Origin of the sequence: Nostoc sp. (genome assembly GCF_036917395.1) — a bacterium.
Lineage (GTDB): Bacteria > Cyanobacteriota > Cyanobacteriia > Cyanobacteriales > Nostocaceae > Nostoc.
On record NZ_JBALDI010000011.1, the window covers coordinates 56851 to 83143 of the forward strand.

Annotated in this window: 34 protein-coding genes and 1 pseudogene; 13 read left to right on the plus strand and 22 right to left on the minus strand. The window is 41.0% G+C overall.

Features of this window, described 5'->3' with window-relative positions; translation table 11 throughout:
* Window positions 1–42 precede the first annotated feature (42 nt).
* The 3 genes from V7K46_RS07460 to V7K46_RS07470 form a co-directional block, all read right to left on the minus strand.
* Window positions 43–267, minus strand: a complete 225-nt coding sequence (locus tag V7K46_RS07460; RefSeq protein WP_335111930.1) for a hypothetical protein — start codon at window positions 265–267, stop codon at window positions 43–45.
* An 8-nt stretch (window positions 268–275) separates the two neighbouring features.
* Entirely contained in the window at window positions 276–542 is a 267-nt protein-coding gene (locus V7K46_RS07465; protein ID WP_335111931.1) for a hypothetical protein, read from the minus strand.
* A 79-nt stretch (window positions 543–621) separates the two neighbouring features.
* On the minus strand, window positions 622–1590 hold the full coding sequence (locus V7K46_RS07470; RefSeq protein ID WP_335111932.1) for a hypothetical protein: 969 nt from the start codon (window positions 1588–1590) through the stop codon (window positions 622–624).
* Between the two features lie 584 nt (window positions 1591–2174).
* Here V7K46_RS07470 and V7K46_RS07475 point away from each other — a divergent pair.
* From V7K46_RS07475 to V7K46_RS07490, 4 genes are all read left to right on the plus strand, one after another.
* Entirely contained in the window at window positions 2175–2966 is a 792-nt protein-coding gene (locus V7K46_RS07475) for an Rpn family recombination-promoting nuclease/putative transposase (RefSeq protein WP_335111933.1), read from the plus strand.
* Between the two features lie 93 nt (window positions 2967–3059).
* Window positions 3060–3269, plus strand: a complete 210-nt coding sequence (locus V7K46_RS07480; RefSeq protein WP_335111934.1) for a hypothetical protein — start codon at window positions 3060–3062, stop codon at window positions 3267–3269.
* A gap of 447 nt (window positions 3270–3716) precedes the next feature.
* Window positions 3717–4679, plus strand: a complete 963-nt coding sequence (locus V7K46_RS07485; protein ID WP_273768393.1) for a hydrogenase small subunit — start codon at window positions 3717–3719, stop codon at window positions 4677–4679.
* A gap of 70 nt (window positions 4680–4749) precedes the next feature.
* Window positions 4750–6345: a nickel-dependent hydrogenase large subunit gene (locus tag V7K46_RS07490; RefSeq protein WP_335111935.1), complete on the plus strand. Its 1596-nt coding sequence runs from the start codon at window positions 4750–4752 to the stop codon at window positions 6343–6345.
* Between the two features lie 99 nt (window positions 6346–6444).
* Here the strand turns inward: V7K46_RS07490 and V7K46_RS07495 are convergent, their stop codons facing one another.
* Genes V7K46_RS07495 through V7K46_RS07505 form a run of 3 tightly spaced genes read right to left on the minus strand, consistent with a single transcriptional unit; the run spans window position 6445 to window position 7362 of the window.
* Entirely contained in the window at window positions 6445–6798 is a 354-nt protein-coding gene (locus V7K46_RS07495; RefSeq protein ID WP_335111936.1) for a DUF5615 family PIN-like protein, read from the minus strand.
* Complete coding sequence (locus tag V7K46_RS07500; protein ID WP_335111937.1) at window positions 6795–7127, minus strand: DUF433 domain-containing protein; 333 nt, start codon at window positions 7125–7127, stop codon at window positions 6795–6797. The genes V7K46_RS07495 and V7K46_RS07500 overlap by 4 nt, the downstream gene beginning before the upstream one ends.
* 46 nt (window positions 7128–7173) lie before the next feature.
* Window positions 7174–7362 (minus strand): type II toxin-antitoxin system HicB family antitoxin, encoded by a 189-nt coding sequence (locus V7K46_RS07505; protein ID WP_335111938.1) that lies wholly within the window; start codon window positions 7360–7362, stop codon window positions 7174–7176.
* 140 nt (window positions 7363–7502) lie between these two features.
* On the opposite strand from V7K46_RS07505, the gene V7K46_RS07510 reads away from it, so the two are divergent.
* From V7K46_RS07510 to V7K46_RS07525, 4 genes are all read left to right on the plus strand, one after another.
* Window positions 7503–7715: a type II toxin-antitoxin system Phd/YefM family antitoxin gene (locus V7K46_RS07510; RefSeq protein WP_335111939.1), complete on the plus strand. Its 213-nt coding sequence runs from the start codon at window positions 7503–7505 to the stop codon at window positions 7713–7715.
* 91 nt (window positions 7716–7806) lie between these two features.
* A complete protein-coding gene (locus V7K46_RS07515; protein WP_335111940.1) occupies window positions 7807–8133 on the plus strand; it encodes a hypothetical protein in 327 nt (108 codons plus the stop codon).
* A 197-nt stretch (window positions 8134–8330) separates the two neighbouring features.
* Complete coding sequence (locus tag V7K46_RS07520) at window positions 8331–8753, plus strand: hypothetical protein (protein WP_334973091.1); 423 nt, start codon at window positions 8331–8333, stop codon at window positions 8751–8753.
* A gap of 282 nt (window positions 8754–9035) precedes the next feature.
* Complete coding sequence (locus tag V7K46_RS07525; protein WP_335111957.1) at window positions 9036–9506, plus strand: hydrogenase maturation protease; 471 nt, start codon at window positions 9036–9038, stop codon at window positions 9504–9506.
* A 26-nt stretch (window positions 9507–9532) separates the two neighbouring features.
* Here the strand turns inward: V7K46_RS07525 and V7K46_RS07530 are convergent, their stop codons facing one another.
* Genes V7K46_RS07530 through V7K46_RS07540 form a run of 3 tightly spaced genes read right to left on the minus strand, consistent with a single transcriptional unit; the run spans window position 9533 to window position 11663 of the window.
* Window positions 9533–9907 (minus strand): hypothetical protein, encoded by a 375-nt coding sequence (locus V7K46_RS07530; protein WP_298918566.1) that lies wholly within the window; start codon window positions 9905–9907, stop codon window positions 9533–9535.
* A gap of 18 nt (window positions 9908–9925) precedes the next feature.
* Window positions 9926–11212, minus strand: coding sequence for a SagB/ThcOx family dehydrogenase (locus tag V7K46_RS07535; RefSeq protein WP_335111941.1), 1287 nt, complete (start codon window positions 11210–11212; stop codon window positions 9926–9928).
* Entirely contained in the window at window positions 11199–11663 is a 465-nt protein-coding gene (locus V7K46_RS07540; RefSeq protein WP_335111942.1) for an ankyrin repeat domain-containing protein, read from the minus strand. Before V7K46_RS07540 ends, V7K46_RS07535 begins: the two co-directional genes overlap by 14 nt.
* A gap of 653 nt (window positions 11664–12316) precedes the next feature.
* Here V7K46_RS07540 and V7K46_RS07545 point away from each other — a divergent pair.
* A complete protein-coding gene (locus V7K46_RS07545; RefSeq protein WP_273768382.1) occupies window positions 12317–12526 on the plus strand; it encodes a TOBE domain-containing protein in 210 nt (69 codons plus the stop codon).
* A gap of 462 nt (window positions 12527–12988) precedes the next feature.
* On the opposite strand, the gene V7K46_RS07550 is transcribed toward V7K46_RS07545, so the two are convergent.
* The 12 genes and pseudogenes from V7K46_RS07550 to V7K46_RS07605 all read right to left on the minus strand — a co-directional run.
* Window positions 12989–13288, minus strand: coding sequence for a 2Fe-2S iron-sulfur cluster-binding protein (locus V7K46_RS07550; protein WP_273768381.1), 300 nt, complete (start codon window positions 13286–13288; stop codon window positions 12989–12991).
* Window positions 13289–13692: 404 nt separating this feature from the next.
* Window positions 13693–14067: a HesB/IscA family protein gene (locus V7K46_RS07555; protein WP_335111943.1), complete on the minus strand. Its 375-nt coding sequence runs from the start codon at window positions 14065–14067 to the stop codon at window positions 13693–13695.
* A gap of 54 nt (window positions 14068–14121) precedes the next feature.
* Complete coding sequence (locus V7K46_RS07560; RefSeq protein ID WP_292829421.1) at window positions 14122–14925, minus strand: HesA/MoeB/ThiF family protein; 804 nt, start codon at window positions 14923–14925, stop codon at window positions 14122–14124.
* A 10-nt stretch (window positions 14926–14935) separates the two neighbouring features.
* On the minus strand, window positions 14936–15253 hold the full coding sequence (gene nifW / locus V7K46_RS07565; protein WP_335111944.1) for a nitrogenase-stabilizing/protective protein NifW: 318 nt from the start codon (window positions 15251–15253) through the stop codon (window positions 14936–14938).
* Between the two features lie 84 nt (window positions 15254–15337).
* Window positions 15338–15553, minus strand: a complete 216-nt coding sequence (locus V7K46_RS07570; RefSeq protein ID WP_335111945.1) for a CCE_0567 family metalloprotein — start codon at window positions 15551–15553, stop codon at window positions 15338–15340.
* A gap of 235 nt (window positions 15554–15788) precedes the next feature.
* Window positions 15789–16265, minus strand: coding sequence for a NifX-associated nitrogen fixation protein (locus V7K46_RS07575; RefSeq protein ID WP_335111946.1), 477 nt, complete (start codon window positions 16263–16265; stop codon window positions 15789–15791).
* Window positions 16262–16675: a nitrogen fixation protein NifX gene (nifX, locus tag V7K46_RS07580; RefSeq protein ID WP_335111947.1), complete on the minus strand. Its 414-nt coding sequence runs from the start codon at window positions 16673–16675 to the stop codon at window positions 16262–16264. The genes V7K46_RS07575 and nifX overlap by 4 nt, the downstream gene beginning before the upstream one ends.
* A 135-nt stretch (window positions 16676–16810) precedes the next feature.
* Window positions 16811–18136, minus strand: coding sequence for a nitrogenase iron-molybdenum cofactor biosynthesis protein NifN (gene nifN, locus V7K46_RS07585; RefSeq protein ID WP_335111948.1), 1326 nt, complete (start codon window positions 18134–18136; stop codon window positions 16811–16813).
* Between the two features lie 160 nt (window positions 18137–18296).
* The gene (gene nifE, locus V7K46_RS07590; protein WP_335111949.1) at window positions 18297–19676 is read right to left on the minus strand and encodes a nitrogenase iron-molybdenum cofactor biosynthesis protein NifE; all 1380 of its coding nucleotides are present in this window, start codon (window positions 19674–19676) and stop codon (window positions 18297–18299) included.
* A gap of 73 nt (window positions 19677–19749) precedes the next feature.
* On the minus strand, window positions 19750–20091 hold the full coding sequence (locus tag V7K46_RS07595) for a Mo-dependent nitrogenase C-terminal domain-containing protein (RefSeq protein ID WP_298918605.1): 342 nt from the start codon (window positions 20089–20091) through the stop codon (window positions 19750–19752).
* Window positions 20092–20249: 158 nt separating this feature from the next.
* Entirely contained in the window at window positions 20250–21785 is a 1536-nt protein-coding gene (nifK, locus tag V7K46_RS07600) for a nitrogenase molybdenum-iron protein subunit beta (protein WP_334811338.1), read from the minus strand.
* Between the two features lie 212 nt (window positions 21786–21997).
* Window positions 21998–22186 (minus strand): annotated as a pseudogene (locus V7K46_RS07605) (hypothetical protein); the annotation flags it as partial.
* A 205-nt stretch (window positions 22187–22391) separates the two neighbouring features.
* Between V7K46_RS07605 and V7K46_RS07610 the strand changes: the two are divergent.
* The 4 genes from V7K46_RS07610 to V7K46_RS07625 all read left to right on the plus strand — a co-directional run bounded on the left by V7K46_RS07610 (window position 22392) and on the right by V7K46_RS07625 (window position 25276).
* Window positions 22392–23696, plus strand: coding sequence for a site-specific integrase (locus V7K46_RS07610; protein ID WP_442939810.1), 1305 nt, complete (start codon window positions 22392–22394; stop codon window positions 23694–23696).
* A gap of 43 nt (window positions 23697–23739) precedes the next feature.
* Window positions 23740–24015, plus strand: coding sequence for a hypothetical protein (locus V7K46_RS07615; protein ID WP_335111950.1), 276 nt, complete (start codon window positions 23740–23742; stop codon window positions 24013–24015).
* Window positions 24000–24398: a type II toxin-antitoxin system VapC family toxin gene (locus V7K46_RS07620; protein ID WP_335111951.1), complete on the plus strand. Its 399-nt coding sequence runs from the start codon at window positions 24000–24002 to the stop codon at window positions 24396–24398. The genes V7K46_RS07615 and V7K46_RS07620 overlap by 16 nt, the downstream gene beginning before the upstream one ends.
* Window positions 24399–24478: 80 nt before the next feature.
* Window positions 24479–25276: a hypothetical protein gene (locus V7K46_RS07625; protein ID WP_335111952.1), complete on the plus strand. Its 798-nt coding sequence runs from the start codon at window positions 24479–24481 to the stop codon at window positions 25274–25276.
* Between the two features lie 65 nt (window positions 25277–25341).
* On the opposite strand, the gene V7K46_RS07630 is transcribed toward V7K46_RS07625, so the two are convergent.
* A complete protein-coding gene (locus V7K46_RS07630) occupies window positions 25342–25962 on the minus strand; it encodes a Uma2 family endonuclease (RefSeq protein ID WP_335111953.1) in 621 nt (206 codons plus the stop codon).
* Window positions 25963–26293: the final 331 nt, after the last annotated feature.

The following is a 26293-nucleotide window of genomic DNA, read 5'->3' on the forward strand; positions in this document are numbered from 1 at the left end:
CATTGGAAAACAACTAACAAAGGACTAATGACTAATGACTAATCACTTCATTTTGAAATCTTTGAGGAGAAATGGCATAATCATGCCCGTCACTAAGCTAGATAATGTTATCGGTAAGTAGAAGGGAATTGGGGCTTGTGCGAGTAACACTAACAGTAAGAAACCTACAGCAACACCAATAGTAGTTTGCTTGACAAAATACATTGGGTCGCGTAGTAGCTTTCCTTTCAAAAATAACTTGACAGAAAACCACCCTATCTCTAACATGTCTTCTCCTAATAATTTGTCAAGAAACTTAAGACAGCAAGCCCTAAGATAATGGCGGGAATTACACCGGCAGGAGCAAATAATGCACCAAGCATTGCTGAAAACTGATAGCCTATATCTTTTCCAGCTAACAGCATTCCACCAATTGCACCGCCGACCATAGACAAGGCTGTTGCTATGATTACCCACACGAATTCTGTTGCTATGTTCAAGTCACCATCTGCTAAACTTGTGAGAAAATTTATCGCATTTGCATAGGTAAAAATATCTCTCATGCTGTTTTGTCCTCTTGATTAAAGTGAAGAGTGAAAAGTTAAGAGTTAGGAATGAAATTAGAGCCATAACTTATAAATCCTAACCCTTCATTTCTGCTTCCACATCTTGTAGCGCTTGGGCTACTACCTCTGCTTGTTCCATTTGTTGATATTTCGTAAATATTTCTAAAGCGTCTTGATAGTAGATACGCGTTTGCAAAAGATTTTTTGGATTACCAGCTTCTGGTTTCTCCTGGTCGTCTGGTAAGTTGAAGAGGGCGTTAGCTTTGTTAGAAATTGTGTTAGCGTATTCTAGAGGTGTATCTTTGGGATTACGCACTTTTAGCGCTTCGTCATAAGCTGCGATCGCCCTTAAATTATTCTCCACAGCATGGGAACTCACTAAATATTGCAAAGCGTTACCTAAATTGTTTTGCAACATCGCATATTCTCTGGGATGGTCAATCAAATTAATATGCTTCAGCGCCACCTCAAATGATTGCACTGCTAACCCTTGACGCAAGTATTCCCGTTCCGATGCTAAGGGCATAGAAAGGTAAGCGATCGCAATATTGTTATATAAAATCGCGTATTCTTGGGGGTAATCGTCCCAAGTAAACACCCGCAACGCCTCGTGATAAGCTTGGATGCTGTCGGTTATCCGTGCCAAATTGAACGGTACAAGCGACTGCAACACCAGCCCAAAATTCATCTGCGTCTCTGCCACTTCCTCTGGCGTTGCTAATTGTTGTAAAATCGGTAGCGCTTCTTCATAACCTGCTTTCGCTTGCAGCAGCAGTTGGTAATCAGCATCCGGTATTGCCTGTAACGTCCCTGCCATGCCCACTTGGGACCTGGCTTTCAGCAGGGGATATTCCTCAGCACACATTTCATAGGCCCGGTAATATAAGCCAACTGCATTTCGCAAGTCTTGGGCAGCTTTGGGCTTTTTTTGAAAGCCCTGTGCTATCTCGATCAGCATCTGGATTTTTTCCTCTGTTGAGGCTGACTCCGATGCAACAGCTGCGATCGCAGCCTTCACCGCTGAATCTGTAATGCTAGGGGTCATAACTCTGCCGTACTCTAGCCAATTGGGAATTGAGTCTGTCAACGCCCACAAATGATCAAGACACGCTTTCGCATCTGATCACGGGCCATACTGATTTACGCAGGCTTCGAGTCCTTTAGGCGGAATTCCCCTTTTTTGTCTGAGGCTAGGATTAGGGATTAGGAACTAGGGAAGAAACTTAATCCCCTATAGCCAATGTCCTATACCATGCCCAATAAAATACTATAAAACACCCTATTTATAAAATTCTAGGGGGAAATTGCTAATATTAATGTCAGCTTTAAACACCTAATATTTTTAAAATATTTTTTGTATCATCACCTAACACAATTCAAATATTTTTTATTGAATTGTTGACATACATATATACACTATAGGAATCATATTTGATTTTTGAAATTATCTACGTAGCCGGGGAGTGGGGAGTAGGGAATAGGGAATCAGGCTTTTCGAGTTGTACGGAGTTTTTTCACGCAATCAAATCATAGTCCTATATCTTATTAACCAATTTTTGTGTACTCCAAAGAGTTGTTACGGGATCGTCGAAGTGTAAAATATGTTCATCAACTGTAAAACTAGCTCCTTTGAAAACAGACAGTATCTTCTATCGCATCTTCCAAAGTATCCCCAGCACTTTCTTTGAACTGATTAACCAACCGCCGCAACTAGCTAGTGCTTACCAATTTTCTTCAGTAGAAGTCAAACAACTGGCGTTTAGAATCGATGGCGTCTTCCTGCCAAATGCAGCAGAACTACCCATTTATTTTGCCGAAGTCCAATTTCAACCAGACAAAAAACTCTACTCACGTTTGTTCACTGAAATATTTAACTATCTCGACAAAACCGAATTAACCAACAATTGGCGTGGTGTGGTCATCTTCCCCAACCACAGCGTTGATACTGGAGATACCGAAAGATATATAGAATTACTCAACTCACAACGAGTGACTCGCGTCTATCTTGACGAATTAAGCTCAATTGAGGCATCATCAATCGGCATTGAGACAGTTAAACTGATCATCGAACCTGAATCAACGGCGACAATAAAAGCTATAGAAATAGTCAACAGTGCCCAACAGCAAATTCCAGATGTTGCTACTATTAAGGAAATTATACAATTAATAGAGACGATATTAATCTACAAGTTACCGCGATTGAGCCAGGAGGAGATAGGAAAAATGTTTGGATCAAATGAATTAAAGCAAACTAGATTTTACCAAGATGTTTTTGCAGAAGGTAAACAAGAAGGTATACAAGAAACTAAGTTACAAACGATACCCCAGTTATTAGGGTTGGGTTTAAGTATTGAGCAGATAGCTCAAGCGTTAGGTTTGGACGAACAAGTTGTTAGGCAAGCTGTACAACCGAAATCCTAAAACAATAAAGTGCGCGAACGCTTAACAGTGCGTTTAATAGAGACGATATTAATCTATGAGTTGCCGCAATTGAGCCAGGAGGAGATCGGAAAAATGTTTGAATTAAATGACTTGAGGCAAACTAGATTTTTCCAAGATTTTTTTGAAGAAGGTAAGCAAGAAGTTTTTGAAGAAGCTAAACAAGAAGGTAAGTTAGAAGCGATACCTCAGTTATTAGCGTTTGGGTTGAGTGTTGAGCAGATAGCTCAAGGCTTAGGCTTGGACGAACAAGTTGTTAGGCAAGCTGCACAACTAAAATCCTAAAACAATAGAGTGCTAGCTCGGGGCGCAAAATTTTGTGTCCCGATATTTTACTGTATTTTATTCAGTTATTACATTAAAATATGACGGATTAAAATACTCATCACCTTACCCAGATTAGCAGTTAATAATAATTTTTATTAATAATCACAGAGTTTAACCGCAATCAATTTGGCATGTCGAGGTTGTTTAAGGTCAGTAGTTAAAAACAAAAGGCAATTTAATTAATATTTTTCTTGATTAAATGTGTTACACATTTAACATCCAGAACCCTTAAAAATAATTTTGATGAGATTTTAGTTATTGTTAATGATTAATTCTTTTTTAATGAAAGTGAATTAAATCAAAAAATATCTTAGAATTGAAAAATAAATATTGATAAACAGGTGAGGTTTTACAAGCATTATCACCTACATCATGCATGTTAAACAATAGAAAAACACCTAGCTGATGACTAACGTACTATGGCTACAGGGTGGTGCTTGTTCAGGCAACACCATGTCATTTCTCAACGCCGAAGAACCGACAGTCTGCGATTTAATTGCCGACTTTGGCATCAATTTACTTTGGCATCCATCCTTGGGATTGGAAATAGGCAACAACTTGCAAACAATGCTGTGGGATTGCATTTCTGGCACAATTCCTTTAGATATCTTGGTATTTGAAGGCAGTGTTGTTAATGCCCCCAACGGCACAGGCGAATGGAATCGATTTGCCGATCGCGCCATGAAAGATTGGTTAGCAGACCTCGCCAAAGTTGCTCATTTTATCGTCGCCGTGGGAGACTGTGCCACATGGGGAGGAATTCCTGCGATGTCACCTAACCCCACCGAGTCGGAAGGTTTGCAATTTCTCAAGCGTCAAGAAGGCGGCTTTTTAGGGAAAGATTTTCTATCACAAGCCGGATTACCTGTAATTAATATACCTGGATGTCCCTCCCATCCCGACTGGATTACGCAGATATTAGTTGCGATCGCTACTGGACGCATAGCAGACATTGCTTTCGACGAACTAAATCGTCCCCAAACCTTCTTCAACAGCTATACCCAAACAGGTTGTACCCGCAACGTCCACTTTGCCTACAAAGCATCAACTGCCGAATTTGGTCAGCGTAAAGGATGCCTATTTTATGACTTGGGTTGTCGCGGCCCCATGACCCATTCTTCCTGCAACCGCATCTTATGGAACCGCGTCTCTTCCAAAACTCGCGCCGGAATGCCTTGTTTAGGTTGCACAGAACCAGAATTTCCTTTCTTTGACCTCAAACCCGGAACCGTATTTAAAACCCAAACAGTCATGGGAGTTCCCAAAGAATTACCGCCAGGGGTAAACAAAAAAGACTACGCTTTACTCACAATGATTGCCAAAGACGCAGCACCACCTTGGGCAGAAGAAGACTTTTTCACAGTTTAGGGAATGGGGAATAGGGAATAGGTGAATTTCCCCCACTCCCCACTCCCCTTAACAATTAAAGGAGAAGAGAATGGGAATTCAATCATTAGACATTTCGCCCGTCGGTAGAGTTGAAGGCGATTTAGATGTCCGAGTTGACATTGATAATGGACGGGTAGTCAACGCCTGGACACATGCCGAACTTTTCCGAGGATTTGAAGTTATCCTTCGCGGTAAAGACCCCCAAGCTGGATTAATTGTCACACCTCGCATTTGCGGCATTTGCGGCGGTTCTCATCTGACTTGTGCATCTTGGGCATTAGATACAGCTTGGGAAACAGAAGTTCCTCGCAATGCAATTTTGGCGAGAAATCTCGGTCAAATTGTCGAGACAATCCAAAGCATCCCTCGCTATTTTTATGGTCTATTTGCCATAGACTTGACCAATAAAAAATACCGAAATAGCCGTTTCTATCAAGAAGCTGTGAGACGCTTTGCCGCCTTCACTGGCAAATCTTACGAATTAGGCATAACAATTTCTGCTAAACCCGTAGAAATTTATGCACTATTAGGCGGACAATGGCCGCATTCTAGCTACATGGTTCCCGGTGGCGTGATGTGCGCCCCCACTTTAACAGACATCACCCGCGCTTGGGCGATTCTGGAATATTTCCGCACCAATTGGTTAGAACCAGTGTGGTTGGGTTGTTCTTTAGAACGCTATGAACAAATCCAGAGTTATGATGACTTCAAGGATTGGCTGGATGAAAACCGAAATCATCGAGATTCCGACTTAGGTTTTTATTGGCGCATGGGTTTAGATATCGGTCTAGATAGATATGGTGCTGGTGTTGGTAAATATGTCACTTGGGGATATTTAGCCCATGAAGATAAATACCAAAAGCCGACTATCGAAGGACGAAATGCGGCGATGATCATGAAGAGTGGAGTGTATGACAGCTTCACACACACTCACACCTTAATGGATCAGTCATTTACCCGCGAGAATACAACTCACTCCTGGTACGATGAAGGGACAGCAGATATTCATCCTAGCGATCGCACCACTAAACCCACTGCAAATAATACAAAAGATTTCGATAACGCCTACTCTTGGTCGAGTGCAGTCCTGCACAAAGACTTCGGACGTTTGGAAGTTGGCCCCTTAGCGCGGCAATTAGTTGCAGGTGGCAAACATGGTGAATCTTGGCAGCACTACGACGGCTTTATCCTCGATGTCTTTAAACGGATGGGTGGCGCTAGTATCCATGTGCGTCAGCTTGCACGACTTCACGAAATTGTCAAGTTATATCGGCAAGCCGAACACTGTTTGCGCGAATTCAAATTAAACGACCCCTGGTATATCAAACCCAAAGAAAAAGATGGACGCGGTTGGGGTGCAACGGAAGCAGCACGCGGTTCCTTGTCTCACTGGGTAGAAGTGGAGGGCGGTAAGATTAAGAATTACCAAGTCATTGCCCCAGGTACTTGGAATATTGGCCCTCGTGACGGTGAAGGAATCCGCGGCCCCATTGAAGAAGCTTTAATTGGCACACCCATTTACGATTCTAGTGACCCGGTGGAAGTTGGTCATGTGGCGCGATCGTTTGATTCTTGTTTGGTGTGTACAGTCCACGCCCACGATGCTAAGACTGGTGAAGAGTTAGCGCGTTTTCGCACTGCTTAGAAGATGTTAATTTCTAATAGCTAATGGCTAATTATTTTTCAGTTAGTCATTAGCTGTGTTTTTTAGCATGTTAGATATTATGAACTCTCCTGTTGCTCCTCAGAATGGAATAGACATTATTTGATTGACCCACTCCTCGGCGGTAGAAACTTCCCAAACCAGGATGACTGCTTCAAGGGCTTCACTGATTGAGAGATTTTGAGAGAGAACCAGAACCCCACAACTAGTTTGTGACATAATGAACTGACCAAATTCAGCAGGCATAGTCTTACGATCATGGGTTACAAGAACTCTGCTATTCTGTGCTGCTATCGCCAATACCTCTGAGTCTTTCTTGCCTTCAAGTCCTGCTGCATAGGCTGATTGAAAATCAAGATTTGCTTGTCTGCGTATTGCACCAGTTACGATTGCTTGCTTAAGGTCAGCATCTGCTTGAAATCGAACTGATGTCATACTTTGTTGTGCTTCTGTGTTTGAGCGGCTTTTAACTTTTGATACAGAAGCGGATTCTTGTCTCTACAGGACTGTTGCAGTTTCTCAAACTCTGCTTCACCTTCCTTTAAGTACGCATCAACTAACTCTCGGTTGGCAAGATAGAAGGCTATGGCTCCATAAACCTTCTCCAGCGAGAGCAAAGGGAAGTCATGAGCAATGCTTTCTGGGGATTCTCCATTTAAGAAAGCATACACAACTGAATCGAGGGAAATGCGCGTCTGTACGATCCAGTAACCTTCACCTCGTTGTTCAATATACTGCTTTGTTAGGGTTGGTGTTACTGTCATAGGGCATGATGGCGACTCTTTGCCTACATATTACGCGATCGCACATTTATTCGGTAAGCCTATAGAGATTATCAATATCCTCATCCTCTAGAAGCATCTCAATAACTTCACGTAAATTTTCCTGCAACTCATCGAGGGTTTCACCTTGAGAATGCGCTCCAGGAAAGCCAGGGACATAGCCGACATAGAACTTAGTTTCAGGATCTCTTTCAACGATCGCAGTAAAAGTTTTCATATCACAATCATGGACAACGCTCACTTACAGCTTACTAGATTGGTCATCTACCTGAGCGTAGGCGTAGCCCGTCGTAGACATCGCCCTTGCACCGCTATGACAACCTGACTAAACTTAGTTTACAGACTTAGTTTAATCTTATGGAAACTGTAAATATTCATCAAGCTAAAACAAATCTCTCAAAGCTGTTGTCACGCGTAGAACTTGGAGAAGAAATCATTATTTCCAACCGAGGCATTCCGATCGCCAAATTGGTTCGGTTTCGCTCCTCATCAAATCGACTCAATAGTTTAGGGCAAGATAAAGGGCGTTTTGTAGTGCCAGATGACTTCAACGCGCTTTTGCCAGAATAAATTTTGAGATTAAATTAGCTCTCAGCTGCAACCTGAAATAACGACGACAAAAGTAGATGGGATTAGCGATCGCTCTCTTTTTGGGTCAGCGATGCCTACGGCTGGCTACGCCTACGCATTTGCTACTTCGACGTTCGCATTTGTTACTTCGGCGTTCGCATTTGTTACTTCGGCGTTCGCATTTGTTACTTCGGCGTTCGCATTTGTTACTTCGGCGTTCGCATTTGCTACTTCGGCGTTCGCATTTGCTACTTCGGCGTTCGCATTTGCTACTTTGGCGTTCGCATTTGCTATTTCGGCGTTCGCATTTGCTACTTCGGCGACTACATTTGCTACTTCGGCGTTCGCATTTGCTACTTCGGCGACTACATTTGCTACTTCGGTGCTATTTCGGCGATCGCTCCATCAACTCTTTTAAGCTAGTAAAAATGTCGTAATAAACTTTTTAACCGCTTTAGGGTCTTGTATCAATTGCTCATTGCCTCATGCCTAATTCCCAATCCCCAATGCCCTTTTATTCAAAACTCGTAGCGTAACACACTAAAACTTCTAGAAACAGTGCGTTAGGCTGGCCTTAATTCACTTCAACAAAATAGAAATTTACAGGGTAAGCTTGTGTCTGATTTAGCGCTACACGAATATCTCCCTCGCGTTCCCGATGCCGCATTGCAAGAATACATAGAATGGTGTGTTTTAGAGCAAGCCAAAGCCGCAGAATGTAACTTTACTCCAGATAGAAGTAAGTTAGATAATTTGCCGCCAGCAGAATACATCCCTAAACTTGTCGAGCAGTTCATGAAAGTTAAACCAGACCCAATTAGAGCAGGTCTAGTATCAGCGATCGCTGGTAAGGAAGCTGACAAACATGCTCTATCCGGTTTAGCGATCGCTGCCGATTTTGTATCCCTTTATGTCAAGTATTTAATTCCTAAAGAAGGAAGTACTACAGAACAAGCTGAAGAACTCTTGACTAAAGCATCACAACATCAGTCTGAGAAACTTACTGAAATTGCCAAGAAACATGGTGTAGAGTTCTAGTTTTTTACTGATAACTTAGTTCTTCAGAGGCTTTGCCTATATTATTAGTCAGAGCCTCTGTTTTAGTCACTCATGATTGCCTTAACTACAAACTTTACCTACTATTAGTTTTTGAATTACGAACACTATGTACAATATCAAGTAGAAGCGGTGTAACTAGCTTCCTTTAAAATTAGATAAATGCTCTCAAATATTCAGTATCTAGTTTCACCCACCCTCAATGCTTGGTCTGAATTGAGACGAGAGTTTAACGGTATTTTTAGATTCAATCGCCATCATCCCATGCTAACTATTATTGGTTGCGGAAATCTCAATCGCAGTGACGACGCAGTAGGCGTAATCATTGCCCAACGCTTACAAAAATATCTCGCTGAAACCCCTCATCCTGATGTGCGTGTTTATGACTGTGGCACCGCAGGGATGGAAGTAATGTTTCAAGCTAGAAGTAGTAAACAATTAGTAATTATTGATGCAAGTTCAACTGGTTCTGAACCGGGTGCTGTGTTTAAAGTTCCAGGAAAAGAACTGGAAGCTTTGCCAGAACCAAGTTATAACTTGCACGATTTTCGCTGGGATAATGCTTTAGCCGCTGGACGGAAAATATTTCAGAATGACTTTCCCGAAGATGTGACAGTTTATTTAATTGAAGCAGCAAATCTAGCTTTGGGACTGGAGTTAAGTCCTGCTATCAAACATTCTGCTGATTTGGTGTTTGAAGAGGTAGCTGCACTTATAAAACAGAATATTAACTAATCCAAAATCTAAAATCTAAAATTGAATCACGCCCAATCCCGATAAACAGAAAGTTCATCTACCCTCATTTCAAAAGGTACGCCTTGAATCTCTGGCGGACAAACACGGATTTTAGCACTGCTGACAACTCCATAGAGTAATGTCCCCATTGGCACTATTTTTTGCAAAATACGCCAATTAGTAACTTGATCGGGACATTCAATTACTAATGTCAAAGCATTTGCATGGGTTGTGACATACCACCGACAATTAGATAGAAGATTTTGAATCGTGCGATCGCAAGCCTCATAAAAGTATCTACTAATAGAATCCTCTAGTTGCTGTCGCAGGATAATATCTGCTGATGTCGGTTGCATAGGATGTGAGTCATCACCATTACAGTAATACATCTTTCTAGGCATCTCTCTTTAGCTTCCTACTTATATTCCAATTACCATTCCATAAAGTACATCTTTATTTGTTTCTAAGAATTCCTGGGTTTCCTGATCATAATAAGCACCTATTCCACTACACTGAATTCCCAAATAATTACTAGTTAAATAAAGTCTCTGTCCGATAAAACCAGCTATTTGCATAGCAGTTTGATAATTTAAATAATCTGACACAAAAAATAAAGTAACAGCGCCATCTTTAGCAATAGCTTGATTAATACATAAGTAACCTGTCTTTTCACTAAAATTACCTGTCTTAATCAGATACGTACCTTTATATAACCCAGGTGTCATTCCCTCGACTCGATGCACAACTGAGTAAATTTCTATTTCCTCATAATTTTCTGTCGGTATTGGCTGCTCAAGTTGCTGTACTATATATAAATAATCTTCTTGAGAAATAGACTCTTTCCGGAAACGTCTAATAGAACGTCTATTCCAAACAACTTGATAAAATTTATACTTGTCAAAGTCAAATTGAGGATACTCTAATTTCTGCTGACGACTCTTTTGTAGAGTAGTTGCTTGGTATGTATCTTCAATAAATTGATTTGATTCAAAATAATCAGTACCGCAGACAAAAGGAACTTTCAGCCTTAAGTGTCTGATTTTCTTGTCTTGTAGTTCTCCTGACACCGCACAAGCAGTGATCAACTCTTTATTCTCAAATCCCAAATCTGAATTGAGAGCTAATTTATCAAAGTCAAAAATTAGTTGTATATCTCGGTTGTGGAGAAAAGCTGAAGCTGCGATCGCACCTAAATGGTGTCCGCTATCTAACAAGCAATATCTCATGCTCCTGTTTTGATATTTCCAGCTAGACCTATAATAAACACAACTAATTAAAAAGATGAATCCATTGATACGTTTACCCGGTATAATATAACTCTCTAACCCATCATCAATTAATTCATAGATGAGCGTTAGACAATTATTCTCAACTTCTAGATGATATATACCATCTACTATTCCTTCAATACCACGAACCTGTACGTAAACTTCCGTGGGATACAAAGCGCCTGCTGATGGATTCACTCGCAGTTTATATGGGCCATCTTTATACACTTTTTCCAGAGTTATCGCACTGGTTAACGAGATGAAAGAATGAACAGGATTATTGAGATTTAATTTCACTCTCCGATAAAATTTGGGATAAACTTTAAATGAAGATGGCTGTGTTGAGGCATCTACATAATTTGGATCAATTTGTACTGATAAGTAAGAATGCTTGGTAGCGTCATGATATCCTTCGCTATATATCTTACTTTGTGGCATCTTTAAGTATCCTTAAAACTTCTACATTGCTGGCAAAATCGATAGCTTTATAGTCGTCTAAGTTTTTTAAATCTAAGTTAGGATGATGTGGTAAAAGTAACTTGACGACTTCTGTCTTTCCAGATGATGCTGCATACATTAAAACAGTTGCACCATTATCATTTTGGTTGTCAATGTTAATGTTGACAGCCAGCAGCAAATTAATTAAATCGTAGTGGTTTCCAAAACAAGCAAACCACAAAGCATTATTGCGATCGCTATTTCGAGCATTAATATCCACACCTGCATTAATCAGCTCTTTGACGACTGCATAAACTCCCTCTCTTGTAGCTTTCATCAAAGCTGTATCGCCATTTTCACCTAGCTGATTTAAATCTCCAGGATTATAGCCTTTTGCTATTAGCCATTGGGTTGTTGCTTCACTCAAATCTTGCCTGCTAACTTGACTCATAATTGTTCTTTAAATGTCAGGAGTGTAAGTAATTTTGAAGCATAAAATTGCTTGCAAAACTTAATGGTGGGTATTCCCCACCATTATTTTAAAATCCTATACGAGTAGCTGAAGTCTAGTAGTTTACCAAAGCAACTTTCTCAGGTATTCAAAAGTTTGGTAAAATGAAAAAAATATTTCACCACTCCCTACTCCCCGCCCTCATCCAGCAATTTTGGATTGGTCGAGTACTAAGTTGATTAACAACAATTTAGCTTAGTTATATATTATCACTATGATAATTTTAAATTATGAATCATTTATAAAGATACCCAGATATATCTAAGAAAAATATTAAAATACAATTTAAATGCAGTATTTTTTACAATATTATTTCAATATCTAAAGTAATAGCAGATATAACTTTTGCGTAAATAGTTACTAGTTCGCTGTAGCGTCAGTTTGCCTAGCTTTAATAATGGGATTTTGCCCATTGTCTTATCTTGCTCAAATTCGATGTAATGTTTCCATTGAATCTTGTGTCTAATAAAACATAGATATAATGCTGAGATTTCCTTTATATCCCTGACAGTTATTAAGAAATATCAAAAAATTTCCTCTTTTCAAAAAAAAATGTTAGTTTGTTTAAGTACGAAGTAAAACACAGACAAAAAATGGAAATTAGCGCTCGTAACTCTATCCAAGGTACTGTAAAAAAAGTTGTGCCTGGTACAGTTAATACTGAAATAACTTTAGAAGTGGCACCAGGTGTAGAGTTAGTGTCAATAATTACAAAATCATCAGCTGAAAAGCTAGGACTTGTAGAAGGTAAGCAGGCTTATGCCGTGATTAAATCATCAGATGTGATAGTTGCTGTTGAATAAAAAATAGGCAAGTTGCCTTTTCTTGCAAGCGGTATCTCTAATATGAAATTGCATTCATATCTATAAATTGAGTGACCTCACTCGTGTAATTAATTAGGAAAGGAGTGAGGTCAAGAGGATATTCTATAGATGTTAATTAATTCGATTATCAATATTGTGGATATAAATAGCGCGAATACTTTCTATATCTACTGCTAAAAATGTATTTCCTACTTTAATAATTAATCAGAGAAAATTTTGTTATAAAGTGATAGTAGTTCCTAATGTTCCCACCATTGATATAAGTTGTTTGAAGATTATTTCATCCTGAGTTTTATAGAAGGTAACGATTCCTCGCTCTCGCGTTATCAATAATTTTAATAATTATAAATTAGGAATTCTGAAAGGAAGAAGGAAGTATATTTTCATCCTTCATCCTTCATCTTTTATTTGGTCGCCGAAGGTAGCAACCAAAGTAATAGTTTAGACGAGATAGGGTTCTTGATGTGTCTTAATTGTGCAATTAGAACGAGGATAAGTGACACAAAGTAGAGCGAATCCTTTAGAAATCTGCTCGTCATCTAGGAAGTTTTGATCTTCTTGATCAATTTCACCTTCAACGACCTTGCCAACACAACTAGAGCAAGAACCTGCTTGACAAGAAGCTGGCAAGTCAATATCATTGTCATGCGCTGCGTCCAAGATGGTAGTCTCTTCGTCAACTTCAATTGTGGTGTCGAGGTTTTCTTTTTTGCTGATTAATCTAACTTGGTAGGAAGCCATTTTCCGATTCTCCTCAAATGTTATACAGTTGGTCTAATTTACGAAGTTTTTGAGCAACCTATCCTACTTTTTGCTTCCCTTCTTCTTACGGAGATACTACGCTTAGTTGGCTTCTCTATATCGGTAAAGGATGCAACACGAACTAGAAGCTACCTCAAGGCAAGGCGATCGCATCTATGGGAAGCCTCTACAATTGACTGTGCCAATTTTAGATTTTAAATTTTAGATAATAGAAGAAAGAATTGAAGAATTAAAAATTATTTCGGTTTATGCCCCGACATTGTGTAGGCGGAACAAATCTTTTTATCCAAAATTTCAAATCCTCAAGCCCCAACTCTTCTGGAGTGGTTTCTTTCAATCCAAAATCGGCAATCCAAAATCCAAAATTGCTTAACGGAATGATGTTAGCTGCAAGGTACACCAGTAGGCTTACTGTCACCTGCTTTGACGGACTTTCCACAACCACCGCATTTATCAGTTGCATTGGGGTTGGTGAACTTAAAACCGCTTTCCATCACTCCCTCAACGAAGTCAACCACAATTCCTTCTAATAACGACGCACTTTTGGCATCAACGTAAACCAGCACTTTGCCTTGCTGGCTTACCAAATCATCTGGTTGGGGCTTGCTGGTGATATCCATTGCATATTCATGGCCACTGCAACCACCATCTTTTACTGAGATGCGGATACCTTTAGTTGCGCTATTAGCGTTGGGTGTGGAACCTTGGAGCAATCCCCGCAGATGTAATTCTGCTTTTTCTGATAAAATAACGCCCATTACGTCTCCTGATTTATAGCGATTAGTTGTTCTGATTTCAGGTGGGGACGGAAATCAACTATTTTGTGCAATACCCGTGGGTTCCATCGAATTGGATTGCGCGTGTCTCCAAGGCGCACTATTACCGCATACTGGACAAGAGCGATCGCGGTGAGAACGGCGTTTAGCAAATTCCATCCGATTCAAGTCGATTGTCAGCAATTGTGATAATAGAGGCTGACTAAACCCGGTGATCAGCTTGATTGCTTCCAGTGCTGTTAAACAAGCCAGTGTCCCAGAAACAGCGCCTAAAACTGAAAAGCCGCGCTGATCCCAATCAGGCTTTTCTGGAAACAGACAAGACAAGCAAGGAGTCACACCAGGAATAATCGTCGTCAGGTATGCCTCCATCCCATTCATTGCGGCTTCCACCATTGGCTTACGCGATCGCACGCAGGCTTCATTCAACAAATTGCGCTCTGTAAAGTTATGGGCGCAATCAAGAGCCATATCAGCGGACTGCACCAATGAATCTACATTTTCCGGGGTGATGTAATCATGAACAGTTTCCACTTGGACATCAGGATTAATTGCATCCAGAGTTTCTTTAGCTTTGAATACCCTTGGCTTACCTACCCAATCATCCGTCATGAGAACCTGACGATTCATATCATCTAGCCGCAAGTCACCACCCCGGACTAGGATTAGCCGCCCAACGCCCGCTACTGCTAAGTAAAGCGCCGCCGTACCGCCTAATCCCCCCACACCTGTAACCAGAACCGTCGCTGACTTCAAGCGCTTCTGTGCTGTTTCGCCAAAATTCGGAAGCATCATTTGGCGACGATAGCGTTCTAATTCGGTAGGCGTTAGGTTAACCAATTTATACCTCTTAATCAGAAGTGATTTCTGTCAGTGTGACTACATTTTTCGGCTTGTCGTTAAACACTTTGAACAGCTTTTGTTCGTGAGGTGTTGATTCAATAAATACCTGATAGGCTTTTTGTAAAGCCAAAGAATATTGATTTAGTCTCTCTTCTTGACTCAAGTCAGGAGACTGATCATCAATTTCCTTCATATATTGAGAAAACTTTTTCAGAATATGTAGACGATTTACATCTACAACTTCTAAGTCGTAAGACATATTAAAGAATTGAAAAAATTCTTCTGCATCTACGAGCTTCTTGAATTCATCCATTGTTCCAGTCACGTCGCTTCGCTCCGAATTCAAAATTCAAAATTCAAAATTAACAATTCCCATAGATTTAGGGGCTTGTATCCTTTTCGGCTTAGGTCATTTAGCATTCTCCAATTGTTTCAGATGTTGCTTAAGCTCATCTAACTTGCGAAAAATTTCATAAGTTGCGGCTGCAACATCCATAAGTTGTTTGTAATCTGTTGGCAGACCTTCAGCTAAATCATGCAGATCCATTTTCATTTGACCTGCTTTGCTGTTAAGCCGTCTGATTTGTCCTTGTAGTTCCTCAATACTGGTTTCTTCTGCTTGCACAATCAGCCACTCCACATTGGATTTTGGATTTTAGATTTTAAATTTTGGATTGGATGATATTGTTTTAATCAAATAGTGATGAGACTAGTACAACACGGCATAAATCTAGCTACCATCTCAATTAATCCGACAAGGAGATTAAGCCCTTTGTTTGTTAAAGGTAGGCAAACTTCCGTCACAGTGTACTAATGATTAAAACTTGAATCCAAAATCCAAAACCCAAAATCTAAAATTGTTACAGGTTGCCAACTTCTGGAAAGCGTTTCGCCAAATCAATGCCTTTTTTGACGTAGTTTTCTCCCTCTTCTGCTAATTTATCGAGCGAGTCAAAGCCAAAGCGTTGAGCATCTCGCAAGGTTTTCACAGTTAGCAAAAGACGACCAGAAAATACTAACGCCCAGCCAAATCCTTCATGGCTCAAATCAACTACAACCTGGGATATCAAACCTGTTTCCTGTTCAATCCCAGCAGCTACAGCTCGAAAAAATGCCATAATCCGAGCTTGAGTTATCGGATCAACTTCGCCCTCAATGGAGATTTCCCGTTTCTTTTGTTTGGTGACAATAAAGGGTTTGAGAATCAACTCATCCGACCAACTACGATAAACTCCATAACTGTCTTGACCCCGAATTTGTTTAATTAATACCTTAAGGAAAGGTGAGTTCAAGACTTCAGTTGTAGCAGTTCCATTAAGACTATTATTTGTCGTCATACCGTTGCTTCATTTTCAACTTCATCGGCAAAGTTTTTGCTTTTTGGCTGTAAAGCTTTACGTAACCAAGGTGGGGGATTACCTTTGAGAGTTTTCACGAGCTTAGTTAGCACTTCACTAACTTCTTCTTCTTCCGATCGCGCCTTCACTGGGGTGACACCTTTCTTGATTAACCGAGCAGCCGCGCTCCCGCCAATAGCTAAAACATAAATAATTGTGCAATCACCTAATGCTTCAATTTTTGGGGCGAGTTTACTCTCATTATTCTCTTCTTTAATTTCATAATTAAATGTGATAGTTTCTAGAAAGTGATATCCTTCATCTGAAATTTCATAAACATCAATTTGTTCTGACCCTCCAAAGTGAGTATTAATATGAACTCCGTCACTTGTCGTAAAGGCAATTTTCATCGTGGTTTGTCCTTTGTCAATTGTTAGTTGTCAGTTGCTAATGACTAGTGACTACTGACGAATGATTATTAGATGCGATTAATCGCGTCTATTGTACAGACGCAATTAATCTAGTACAGATGCGATTAATCGCGTCTATTGTACAGACGCGATTAATCGCGTCTCTACTAATGACTCTTCTTGTTCTAAAAACAAGTTGCCTATGCCAAACAGAAGTTCCATCGTGCCTCGATAGCCAACTTTGGTAAACTGACCATTACCTAAACGGTCATAAATGGGCAGTCCGAGACGATAAAGAGGAATCGAGAGCCGTTTAGCGATCGCACTTACATTCGAGTTACCAATCAGCAAATCAGAGCCGTCTGCTAGACTCTCAAAATCTTCCAAATCACCGATGGTGATGCTTTTAACCGAGAGTTTTTCTAGTAAGTGCGATCGCGTGGTAGTCACCGCAGCGTGAATCTGCGCTCCCATCGATTGCAGGAAATGCACTGTTGACCATAGCAAATCTGGTTCTAGCGCTAGGGAAACTCGTTTTGCACCAAAGTAAAAGTGAGTGTCCAACATTGCATCTTGCAACTGACGGCGTTGGCGGCGGTATTTTTCGGGTACGCTGTTACCACTCAGAATCGCTAATGCTTGGATAAACTCATCTACCGGTTCTAATCCAGTCAGTTCGCCAAACACCTCATAAGGTGTGCCAAAGCGTTCTTCTAGAATCTTTGCAGCATCCCGCATACTTTCACCCAATGCTAGGGTAAAAGCAGAACTACCTACTTCTTGTAGCTGTTTTAAGGTAGTTCCACTGACTGTAACTGCACTATAACCATCCTCTAAGTGTCCATCTAAGGAAGCCCCAAGGTCAGGTACAAAGATAGGCACTAGTCCAAAGGCTGTGACTATCTCTTTGATTTCTTGTACATCCCCTGGTGTGAAGGCAGAACCCGCCAAAACCGTGACTTGTTCAGTTCTGAGTTCACCTGGTTGAGGAATTTCCTTAACTATGCTTTCCACAGCAACAGCAAAGCCATCTTGCAACGCCCCTTTAAAATCTGGGGTAGGTGCAAAAACGATCGCTAAATCATTCAATTCTGGATGGCGATCGCGAATTGCTTTGATAAAGCCCTCAATGTCATCCCCTCTGGTTTCAGTCAATCCCGTGGTGCATAAACCAATAATTTCCGGGTTAGCCTTTTCTACCAAAGTGAGAATTGCTTGTTCCACATTCTCTTCGCCACCCAAGATAGTAGTGACTTCCGTCATCGCTGTTGTAGCTAGGGGAATCGCTTCCCGGAAATGCCGCACCAGGACAACTTTGGCGAAAGCAGTACAACCTTGAGAACCGTGGAATAAGGGCATCGTCCCTTTCAATCCCAAAAAGGCTAAGGTTGCACCCAAAGCTTGACTTTGTTTGAGGGGATTAACTGTCAGTGATTTGTTAGAAACAGTGACGATCGCCATTACAATACCTCCTCATTCCACAGGATGGACTTTCTCGTTCCCCGGCAGAGCCAGGGAATGCTGACAGTGAGGCAAAGCCTCATCTGCTTTAAAACGAAGGGCAGCAGCCCTCCCGGAATGCGTTCCCAGGTTCCGCCTGGGAACGAGGGTATAAGAGCCATTAAACTGCTTCTTCTTCCCAAGGAGCGGGCTTACGTATTTGCTCCCAAATTGGGCTATACAGAGCTTCATACAGTTCCCGCGCCATCTCAATCATCCCCACATAACCTGCATAAGGATGGTGACGTTCTTGGTTGATATCAAGGAAAGGAATTCGAGCTTTCAAAGCGGTGTATTGGTTACGACCACCAGCAATCAGCATATCTGCTTTGGTGTCTTTAACCACTTGTAGCAATTCTTTAGCGTTACCCTTCTCCAACATGATGCCATCATTGCCGAGCAACTTCTTGATTTTAGCTTTATCTTCCTCGGTACTTTTTCTAGTACTGGTAGCAACAACTTCAATCCCTAAATCTTTAGCAGCGGATATAATGGACCAACTCTTAACACCACCTGTATATAAAATAACCCGCTTACCTTTTAGTCGAGCGCGATATGGAGCCAATGCCAAATCTAAAGCAGCCGTTTCTTCTGCAATCAGCTTTTCTGTGCGCTCCTGCAAATCAGCGTCGCCTAATTTAGCAGCGATATTTCGCAGACAACGATTCATATCATCGATGCCGTAGAAAGACTCTTCAATGTAGGGGATGTTGTAACGCTCCTCCATCTTTCTCGCCATGTTGAGCAACGCTCGTGAGCAGATCATGACGTTGAGCTTGGCACGGTGGGCGTAGCGAATTTCATTGTAGCGAGCATCGCCCGTAATTTTAGATAAAATACGGATGCCTAATTTTTCTAGCAGTGGTGTTACTCCCCACATTTCCCCGGCGATATTGTATTCACCGATTAAGTTAATATCATAGGGCGTTGTATGTTCCGGTTCTGCTGTGCCGACAACATATTCCAATAAAGATTCACCGCCAAAACGGTTGCCGAGATTTTTACTGCCAATGAATCCTGGGGCAATGACGGGAACAACAGGAATACCAATTTTCTCAGCTGCCGCTTTGCAGACAGCATCCATATCATCACCAATTAAGGCTGTAACGCAAGTGGCATAGACAAATACTGCTGCTGGTTGGTAGCGCTCTTTGAGTTCCAGAATCGCTTTGTAAAGCTTCTTTTCGCCACCGAAGATGACATCATTTTCACCCAAGTCAGTGGTAAAGCCCATTTTGTAGAGTTGAGGGCCAGAAGAAAGACTACCACGACTGCCCCAGGAATTACCAGCACAGGCTATAGGACCGTGGACTAAATGAGCAGCATCTGCGATCGGCACTAGGGCAATCATTGCACCATCAAAGGCGCAGCCCCCTTGAGCTGCGCCAGGTTGTGCCTGTTGGGCGCAAGACTTACTTTTCTTTTCGGATTGTTTGTGCTGATTATGCTCGCATCCTGTCTCAGTCAGCAGCTCGTTGATTTTGCCTTGGGTGATTTTCATCTCTCTTTTCGTGTTCGATGGAAGTTTTCTTTGCCATTTGTCATTTGAATAACTAATGACCAATGACTAATAATTAGCAAATGTATTTTTTGACATCCTCTCCACATACATCGGCAAGGTAAGATAAAGCACGGAAACGCAATCCTACAAATTCGTCATATAAAGGATTGAGTTTACACAGTGGTGGGATATCAATAGACCGCCCAAATAATTTAATTTGGCGCTCAAAGGGACAACAACAAGGAATTGTTTGGCAAATTAGATGAGCAAAGCGATTATTTTTAACCTGAATTTCATCCACTACACGGCGCAAGGGATTAAGAAGATTGTTGAATTTCCCTGGTTTTTTATAGTTAGGTGGATGGTAATTCGGATGAGTGTGAGTGTGTTCGTGAGTGTGATTGATGGTTTCCATTTATAGATACCTTGGGTAAATGCTAGAAAGAAAAAGGGAAGTTGGGGATTAGGGATTGGGGATTGGGGATTGGGTTTGGATATTTCCCTACTCCCTACTCCCTAGTCCCTACTCCCCTTCTTCACCCTTAATTAACACGTTGTGTTTATACGTAATTTCTAACGAATCAAGTCGTAGGAAATATCTGTTTTAGAAACAGTGTTGGTGTTGCGATCGATTTCTTCAAACAGGGTATTTACAGTCCAGTTGAGGAGGTTGATTATACCTTGGTAACCAATGGTGGCGTAGCGGTGCAAGTGGTGACGATCCATGATCGGGTAGCCGATTCTCACGAGGGGAATCTTGGTGTCACGCCACAGGTACTTACCGTAGGTGTTACCGACCAGGAAGTCTACGGGTTCGGTGAACATTAGAGAACGCATGTGCCACAAGTCTTTACCTGGCCAAAGAGTTGCATTCCTACCGAAGGGGCTAGAAGCAAGCAGTTCTTTCATTTCTGCTTCAAATACATCGTTGCTGTTGTGAACCAAGATATGCACAGGTTCAGCACCCATTTCTAGCATAAAGCCAACTACGCAGTATACTAAATCTGGTTCACCGAAGATAGCGAAGCGCTTGCCGTGAATCCATGAGTGGGAGTCAGTCATGGCATCAACTGCCCGACCGCGTTCATTTTCCAATTCTTCGGGAATGGGTAAACCACTCAGTTCGCTGAGTTTCATCAAGAACTCATCAGTACCCTTAATACCCCAAGGACGGCAAACTGCGGTTGGTTGCTTCCACTCTTTTTCAATGTACTCGCGGGTTTTGAGAGTGGAGTGTGATTGCAGAGCAATTGTAGCTATAGCATTAATTGAATCTGCTGCATCTTCTAGCTTTGTAGCAGTTGGATACATATCGAACTCACCTGTGTTTGGTGAATCCAGGTAGTCGCTGTTGTCAGCTAGAAGGGTGTAATCTAAACCGAACAAGGAAGCAATCCGCTTGATTTCGCGGTTGTTGCCTACATAGGTGTCAAAACCTGGGATGAAGTTGATCTTACCATTGCTGGTTTCTTTCTTATGACCTGCTGTCAGGTTAGAAAGAATTCCCTTCATCATGTTGTCGTAACCAGTGATGTGGGAGCCAACAAAGCTAGGGGTGTGAGCGTAGGGTACTGGGAAATCTTGAGGAACTGAACCAGCTTCCTTAGCGTTGTTGATGAAAGACTGCAAGTCATCACCAATTACTTCTGCCATACAGGTGGTGCAGACAGCAATCATCTTGGGCTTGTAGAGTTGGTAAGAGTTCGCCAACCCGTCAATCATGTTTTGCAGACCACCAAACACGGCTGCATCTTCAGTCATTGAAGAAGAGACACCAGAGAATGGTTCTTTGTAGTGACGGGTTAAGTGGCTGCGGAAGTAAGAAACGCAACCTTGAGAACCTTGAACAAAAGGTAGAGTGCCTTCAAAACCAACAGCAGCAAAGATTGCTCCCAATGGTTGGCAGGCTTTAGCAGGGTTAACGGTTAAAGCTTCACGAGCGAAGTTCTTTTCACGATAATCCCAACTTTTCGTCCATTCTGCAACCCGTTCTACTTCTTCGCCTTCGTGACCATTTTCAAACTGCTTTTTGTTTTGAAATAGCTCTTTGTACTCTGGTTGGTGGAATAACTCTACGTGGTCTTGAATTTTTTCTGGATTCTGAGGCATTTCCGGATCTCCAAGCTTACTGAATTCTTTTACTGATTGAGGAGGGAGAGACGCGATTAATCGCGTCTTTACAAGGGAGGTGGGAATATGATTCAAAATTCAAAATGCAAAAACCAAAATTAATTTTCATTTTTAATTTTGAATTTTGGATTCCCAACTCCCCCCTGGGGTTTTAGCCCCAGGTTATCCCTACTTATCTCTCTCCCATTTCCCTAAACGGCAGCTGAAGCTAAGGCTTCAGCCTTCTTAGCCTTATCTTCAGCCTTCTTAGCGTTAGCTTTTTCATTCCAAGGAGCGCCAATCAATCCCCAGGTTGGGCTGTTGAGTGCCAAGTCCATGTCGCGAGCGAAGATGGCGAAGCCGTCATAACCGTGATAAGGGCCGGAGTAATCCTTTTTGTGGTTCAATTCTTTTCAACAGCCTAATGTTTGCAGTAAGCAATGTCTGTGCTAAACATTGTTCATTGATAACACATTTATTTTTAGGCTAAATATAGGCTAAAAACATAGCGATGCATAATCAGGTTCAGGACTCACGCATCATCTAAATGTTGTCCTGAACCAGGGTGTTTGTGTTCATCTCTGCAATCACAGCAACAAAGAGCGCATGATCAGAACGAAAGTACTACTAGAATTAGAGAAAGTTAATCTGCGTTTGAAGTCTGCAAAGGCAAAAGTGACAATTAGAGAATCGAATGGAAGTTTGCAGTTACGGGCGACGTTACCAATTAAACCGGGAGACAAAGATAGCAGCGGTACTGGGAGAAAGCAATACAATCTCAGCTTGAATATTCCTGCTAACTTGGATGGACTCAAGACAGCTGAGGAAGAAGCTTATGAATTAGGGAAGTTAATCGCTCGTAAAACTTTTGAATGGAATGATAAATATTTAGGTAATGAGGCAATTAAAAAAGATTTTAAAACCATAGGAGGATTACTCGAACAATTTGAAGAAGAGTATTTCAAAACTCATCAACGGACTACCAAAAGCGAGCATAGTTTTTTTTATTACTTTTCCCGCACTAAACGATTCACTAATGCCAAAGATTTAGCAACTGCTGAAAATCTCATAACTTCAATTGAACAAATCGATAAAGAATGGGCTAAATATAACGCAGCTAGAGCGATAGCTGCATTTTGCTTGACATTCAAAATCGAAATTGATTTATCTAAATATTCTAAGATGCCGGAAAATAATTCCCGTAATATACCTACAGATGTGAAAGTCTATGAAGGAATTATTAAGTTTGAAGATTACCTGAATAGCAGAGGTAATCAAGTTAACCAAAATATTCAAGATAGCTGGCAGCTTTGGCGCTGGACTTATGGAATGTTAGCAGTTTTTGGTTTACGTCCACGGGAGCTTTTTATTAATCCTGACATTGATTGGTGGTTAAGCAAAGAAAATGCAGATTTGACATGGAAAGTTCATAAAGATTGTAAAACTGGGGAAAGAGAAGCATTACCATTATATAGGCAATGGATTTCGGACTTTGATTTGAGAAATCCTAAATATTTAGAGATGTTGGGGAGTGCGATCGCTAAAAAAGATAATACTAATCATGCGGAGATAACTGCATTAACACAGCGAGTTAGTTGGTGGTTTCGTAAAATAGGATTGGATTTTAAACCCTATGATTTACGCCACGCTTGGGCAATTCGGGCGCATATTTTGGGGATACCAATCAAAGCGGCGGCGGATAATTTGGGACATAGTGTACAAGTTCATACCCAAACTTATCAACGTTGGTTTTCGCTGGATATGCGGAAGTTGGCGATTAATCAGGCTTTGAGTAAGAGGAATGAAGTTGAGTTGATTAGGGAGGATAATGCTAAGTTGAGGATGGAGAATGATAAATTGAGATTGGAGATTGAGAAGTTGAAAATGGAAATGGTTTATAAACAAAGTTAAACTTGCTCAAATACTGATAATATAATAAGCTTGGAGGTCAGTTATGGAAAGCATTAAGATTAGAACATATATAGGTAATGATGGAATTCTGCAAATCCAGCTTCCGCCTGAAATTGCTAACCAAGAATTAGATGTAGTGATTGTCTTTCAACCTGTTATACAAAAATCCTCACAGTCTCCAACTAAAACACCGGAAGAACTAGGATACTCTCATAAGTTTGTTGAAGAAGTAATAGGTAGTTGGGAAGGTGATCCGCTTGAACGTCCAGAACAGCTTCCCTTTGAGGAACGAGAGGAAATTCAATGGCCTACCTCCTAGATACAAATGCGTGTATCCAAATTCTAAACTCACCAAGTTCACCTGTCACCCAAAAAACTCTATTAATTCCTTCTAGAGAAATTTACATTTGTACAGTTGTTTATAGCGAACTGTATTACGGAGCTTACAAAAGCGCAAACGTTAATAGAAACCTTACTCATCTAGAAAATTTATTTGCTGAGTTTGCTGATTTACCACTGGATCGTCAAGCTGCAAAAATAGCTGGAAATATTCGCGCTCGTCTTAATGCGTTGGGGACTCCAATTGGAGCAAATGATTTGTTAATTGCTGCGATCGCTTTAGCAAATGATCTCACACTTGTCACCCACAACACCCGCGAATTTAGCCGTATAGATGGCTTGAAGTACGAAGATTGGGAATAGCTGCGTATGAATGAAATAATAAATACATTTTTCGTGGGCGTTATATTGAGAGAGTTAGCTTACTAATTTCTCTATTTACAATGAAATCTAAACAGCCATGTGCATACTGTGCTTGTACAGATACAAAGCTTACCAAGGAACATCTTTGGGCACGTTCTTTGCATCAACGGCTCCAGAAGTCGAGAGGAGATAAGCAGCACTTTTTCTGGCTTTCCCGATTGGAAAAAGTAGTTGAGACTGAACCCAAACTTAGAGATGTTTGTGATGTTTGCAACAATGGTGTATTGTCTCAACTTGATGCTTATATATGTGCTTTATGGGATAAATATTTTTTTCGCATTCATGAGCGTGGAGAGTTCGTAAATTTCTCATACAATTATGATTTACTATGTCGATGGCTTTTAAAGCTATGTTACAATTCTGCACGAATCCACAAATTTGATAATTTTGTATATCCACCGCTAGTTCCATACATACTTAATGCCTCTAGTCCTGTAGTTGAATTCGAGCTCTTTCTACAAATTGTACCTCCTGGCTTACTCTCGGTATCGGAACTAAAGGAAATGGGATTACCAAACGACAAACCATTGCACTGGGAACCGGATCTTCATAGAATTGGTTTTGCACAGTTTATATCAGATGATGGCCGCAAAAAAATTCTTCGTGCGGTTCATTTGAGATCGTATTCTTTTTTCTTAGCGTTTTTTCAGCCAGGAACTACAAAATCTGAAATCAACGAGTTTATCTCGATTTTTTTACTGCAAAAGCAGGAGGTCAAACACATATCACCTAGATTAGATTCTGTTGTATTGCTTTGTGATGGCATGGATGCACTACAATCTTTTCAAGGTTCTCATCGTAAGTTTATAGCCGGATAAGCTGAGATCGCACCTTCCCTCAGTCTACATTCTCACAAAGCACAACACATTCAACCCAGGCTGATTTACTCAAAAACAATGCCGCGATAAATTTCTGCCATCGATAATGCGATCGCAACTGAATCCAAAGAAATAGATGCCTCTAAGCCGCTAAAATCACTGAGCAACCAACCTTCTGCTTGTTTACTGTAGCGTTCCACAAAACGTTCATCCTGCTCAACTAATAAATATTCGCTAAAACTTGGAATTGATCGATACATCCTAAATTTACTTTGTCGGTCGTAATCTGCGGTGGAAGGAGATAGGACTTCAACAATCAAAATGGGATTCAAGACTTCATCTAAGCGTTCAGCATTTAGTTGCGGTTCGCCGTCAAAAATCATTACGTCTGGATATACTCCGCGTCGATATTCGGGAATCCACAGCCGTAAATCACTGTTAATTGGCTCGAATTGAGTATCGCAAAGCAAAGAGCTAAAATAGGTCAGAATGTTCCGACCAATGCGGCTGTGTTTGAGCGTTCTTTCAGCTATGGGTACAATTTCTCCATCTCGATATTCGCTGCGTCCTTCGGCTTTTTCTGCGATCGCACGATATTCATCCAAGCTGTAGCGGCGCGAGATGGTAGAAATCCAGGACTTACGCACAGCTAACGGAAAATCGAACCACAGAGGCGCAGAGGTCACAGAGAAATGAGAGTTTGAGAGATATTTTGCGTAAGTCCTAAAATCATAGGTCGTAGGCAGATCGCATTGGCCATAAGACAACAATATTATTTTGTCACAGATTTGGTTGTGAGGTGATATCGTGCTGCGATGATTGATTTGGTGCATTGCGCTGCGCGACAACTGACCCTATAAGCTGGTTTTGAACTTCTAAATCAAGTTTTGAACTTCTAAATCAAGTTTTGAACTTCTAAATCAAGTTTTGAACTTCTAAATCGAGTTTTGAACTTCTAAATCGAGTTTTGAACTTCTAAATCGAGTTTTGAACTTCTAAATCGAGTTTTGAACTTCT

Coding starts and splice junctions, on each gene's coding strand:
- V7K46_RS07615 (WP_335111950.1), top strand. CDS start 23,740: ATGGAAAGCATTAAGATTAGAACATATATAGGTAATGATGGAATTCTG.
- V7K46_RS07460 (WP_335111930.1), bottom strand. CDS start 267: ATGTTAGAGATAGGGTGGTTTTCTGTCAAGTTATTTTTGAAAGGAAAG.
- V7K46_RS07490 (WP_335111935.1), top strand. CDS start 4,750: ATGGGAATTCAATCATTAGACATTTCGCCCGTCGGTAGAGTTGAAGGC.
- V7K46_RS07595 (WP_298918605.1), bottom strand. CDS start 20,091: ATGGAAACCATCAATCACACTCACGAACACACTCACACTCATCCGAAT.
- V7K46_RS07540 (WP_335111942.1), bottom strand. CDS start 11,663: ATGAGTCAAGTTAGCAGGCAAGATTTGAGTGAAGCAACAACCCAATGG.
- nifN (WP_335111948.1), bottom strand. CDS start 18,136: ATGGCGATCGTCACTGTTTCTAACAAATCACTGACAGTTAATCCCCTC.
- V7K46_RS07620 (WP_335111951.1), top strand. CDS start 24,000: ATGGCCTACCTCCTAGATACAAATGCGTGTATCCAAATTCTAAACTCA.
- V7K46_RS07610 (WP_442939810.1), top strand. CDS start 22,392: ATGATCAGAACGAAAGTACTACTAGAATTAGAGAAAGTTAATCTGCGT.
- V7K46_RS07545 (WP_273768382.1), top strand. CDS start 12,317: ATGGAAATTAGCGCTCGTAACTCTATCCAAGGTACTGTAAAAAAAGTT.
- nifK (WP_334811338.1), bottom strand. CDS start 21,785: ATGCCTCAGAATCCAGAAAAAATTCAAGACCACGTAGAGTTATTCCAC.
- V7K46_RS07535 (WP_335111941.1), bottom strand. CDS start 11,212: ATGCCACAAAGTAAGATATATAGCGAAGGATATCATGACGCTACCAAG.
- V7K46_RS07480 (WP_335111934.1), top strand. CDS start 3,060: ATGTTTGAATTAAATGACTTGAGGCAAACTAGATTTTTCCAAGATTTT.
- V7K46_RS07555 (WP_335111943.1), bottom strand. CDS start 14,067: ATGGGCGTTATTTTATCAGAAAAAGCAGAATTACATCTGCGGGGATTG.
- V7K46_RS07470 (WP_335111932.1), bottom strand. CDS start 1,590: ATGACCCCTAGCATTACAGATTCAGCGGTGAAGGCTGCGATCGCAGCT.
- V7K46_RS07510 (WP_335111939.1), top strand. CDS start 7,503: ATGGAAACTGTAAATATTCATCAAGCTAAAACAAATCTCTCAAAGCTG.
- V7K46_RS07515 (WP_335111940.1), top strand. CDS start 7,807: ATGCCTACGGCTGGCTACGCCTACGCATTTGCTACTTCGACGTTCGCA.
- V7K46_RS07465 (WP_335111931.1), bottom strand. CDS start 542: ATGAGAGATATTTTTACCTATGCAAATGCGATAAATTTTCTCACAAGT.
- nifX (WP_335111947.1), bottom strand. CDS start 16,675: ATGAAAATTGCCTTTACGACAAGTGACGGAGTTCATATTAATACTCAC.
- V7K46_RS07625 (WP_335111952.1), top strand. CDS start 24,479: ATGAAATCTAAACAGCCATGTGCATACTGTGCTTGTACAGATACAAAG.
- V7K46_RS07530 (WP_298918566.1), bottom strand. CDS start 9,907: ATGCCTAGAAAGATGTATTACTGTAATGGTGATGACTCACATCCTATG.
- V7K46_RS07505 (WP_335111938.1), bottom strand. CDS start 7,362: ATGAAAACTTTTACTGCGATCGTTGAAAGAGATCCTGAAACTAAGTTC.
- V7K46_RS07550 (WP_273768381.1), bottom strand. CDS start 13,288: ATGGCTTCCTACCAAGTTAGATTAATCAGCAAAAAAGAAAACCTCGAC.
- V7K46_RS07495 (WP_335111936.1), bottom strand. CDS start 6,798: ATGACATCAGTTCGATTTCAAGCAGATGCTGACCTTAAGCAAGCAATC.
- V7K46_RS07500 (WP_335111937.1), bottom strand. CDS start 7,127: ATGACAGTAACACCAACCCTAACAAAGCAGTATATTGAACAACGAGGT.
- V7K46_RS07485 (WP_273768393.1), top strand. CDS start 3,717: ATGACTAACGTACTATGGCTACAGGGTGGTGCTTGTTCAGGCAACACC.
- V7K46_RS07575 (WP_335111946.1), bottom strand. CDS start 16,265: ATGACGACAAATAATAGTCTTAATGGAACTGCTACAACTGAAGTCTTG.
- V7K46_RS07525 (WP_335111957.1), top strand. CDS start 9,036: ATGCTAACTATTATTGGTTGCGGAAATCTCAATCGCAGTGACGACGCA.
- nifE (WP_335111949.1), bottom strand. CDS start 19,676: ATGAAAATCACCCAAGGCAAAATCAACGAGCTGCTGACTGAGACAGGA.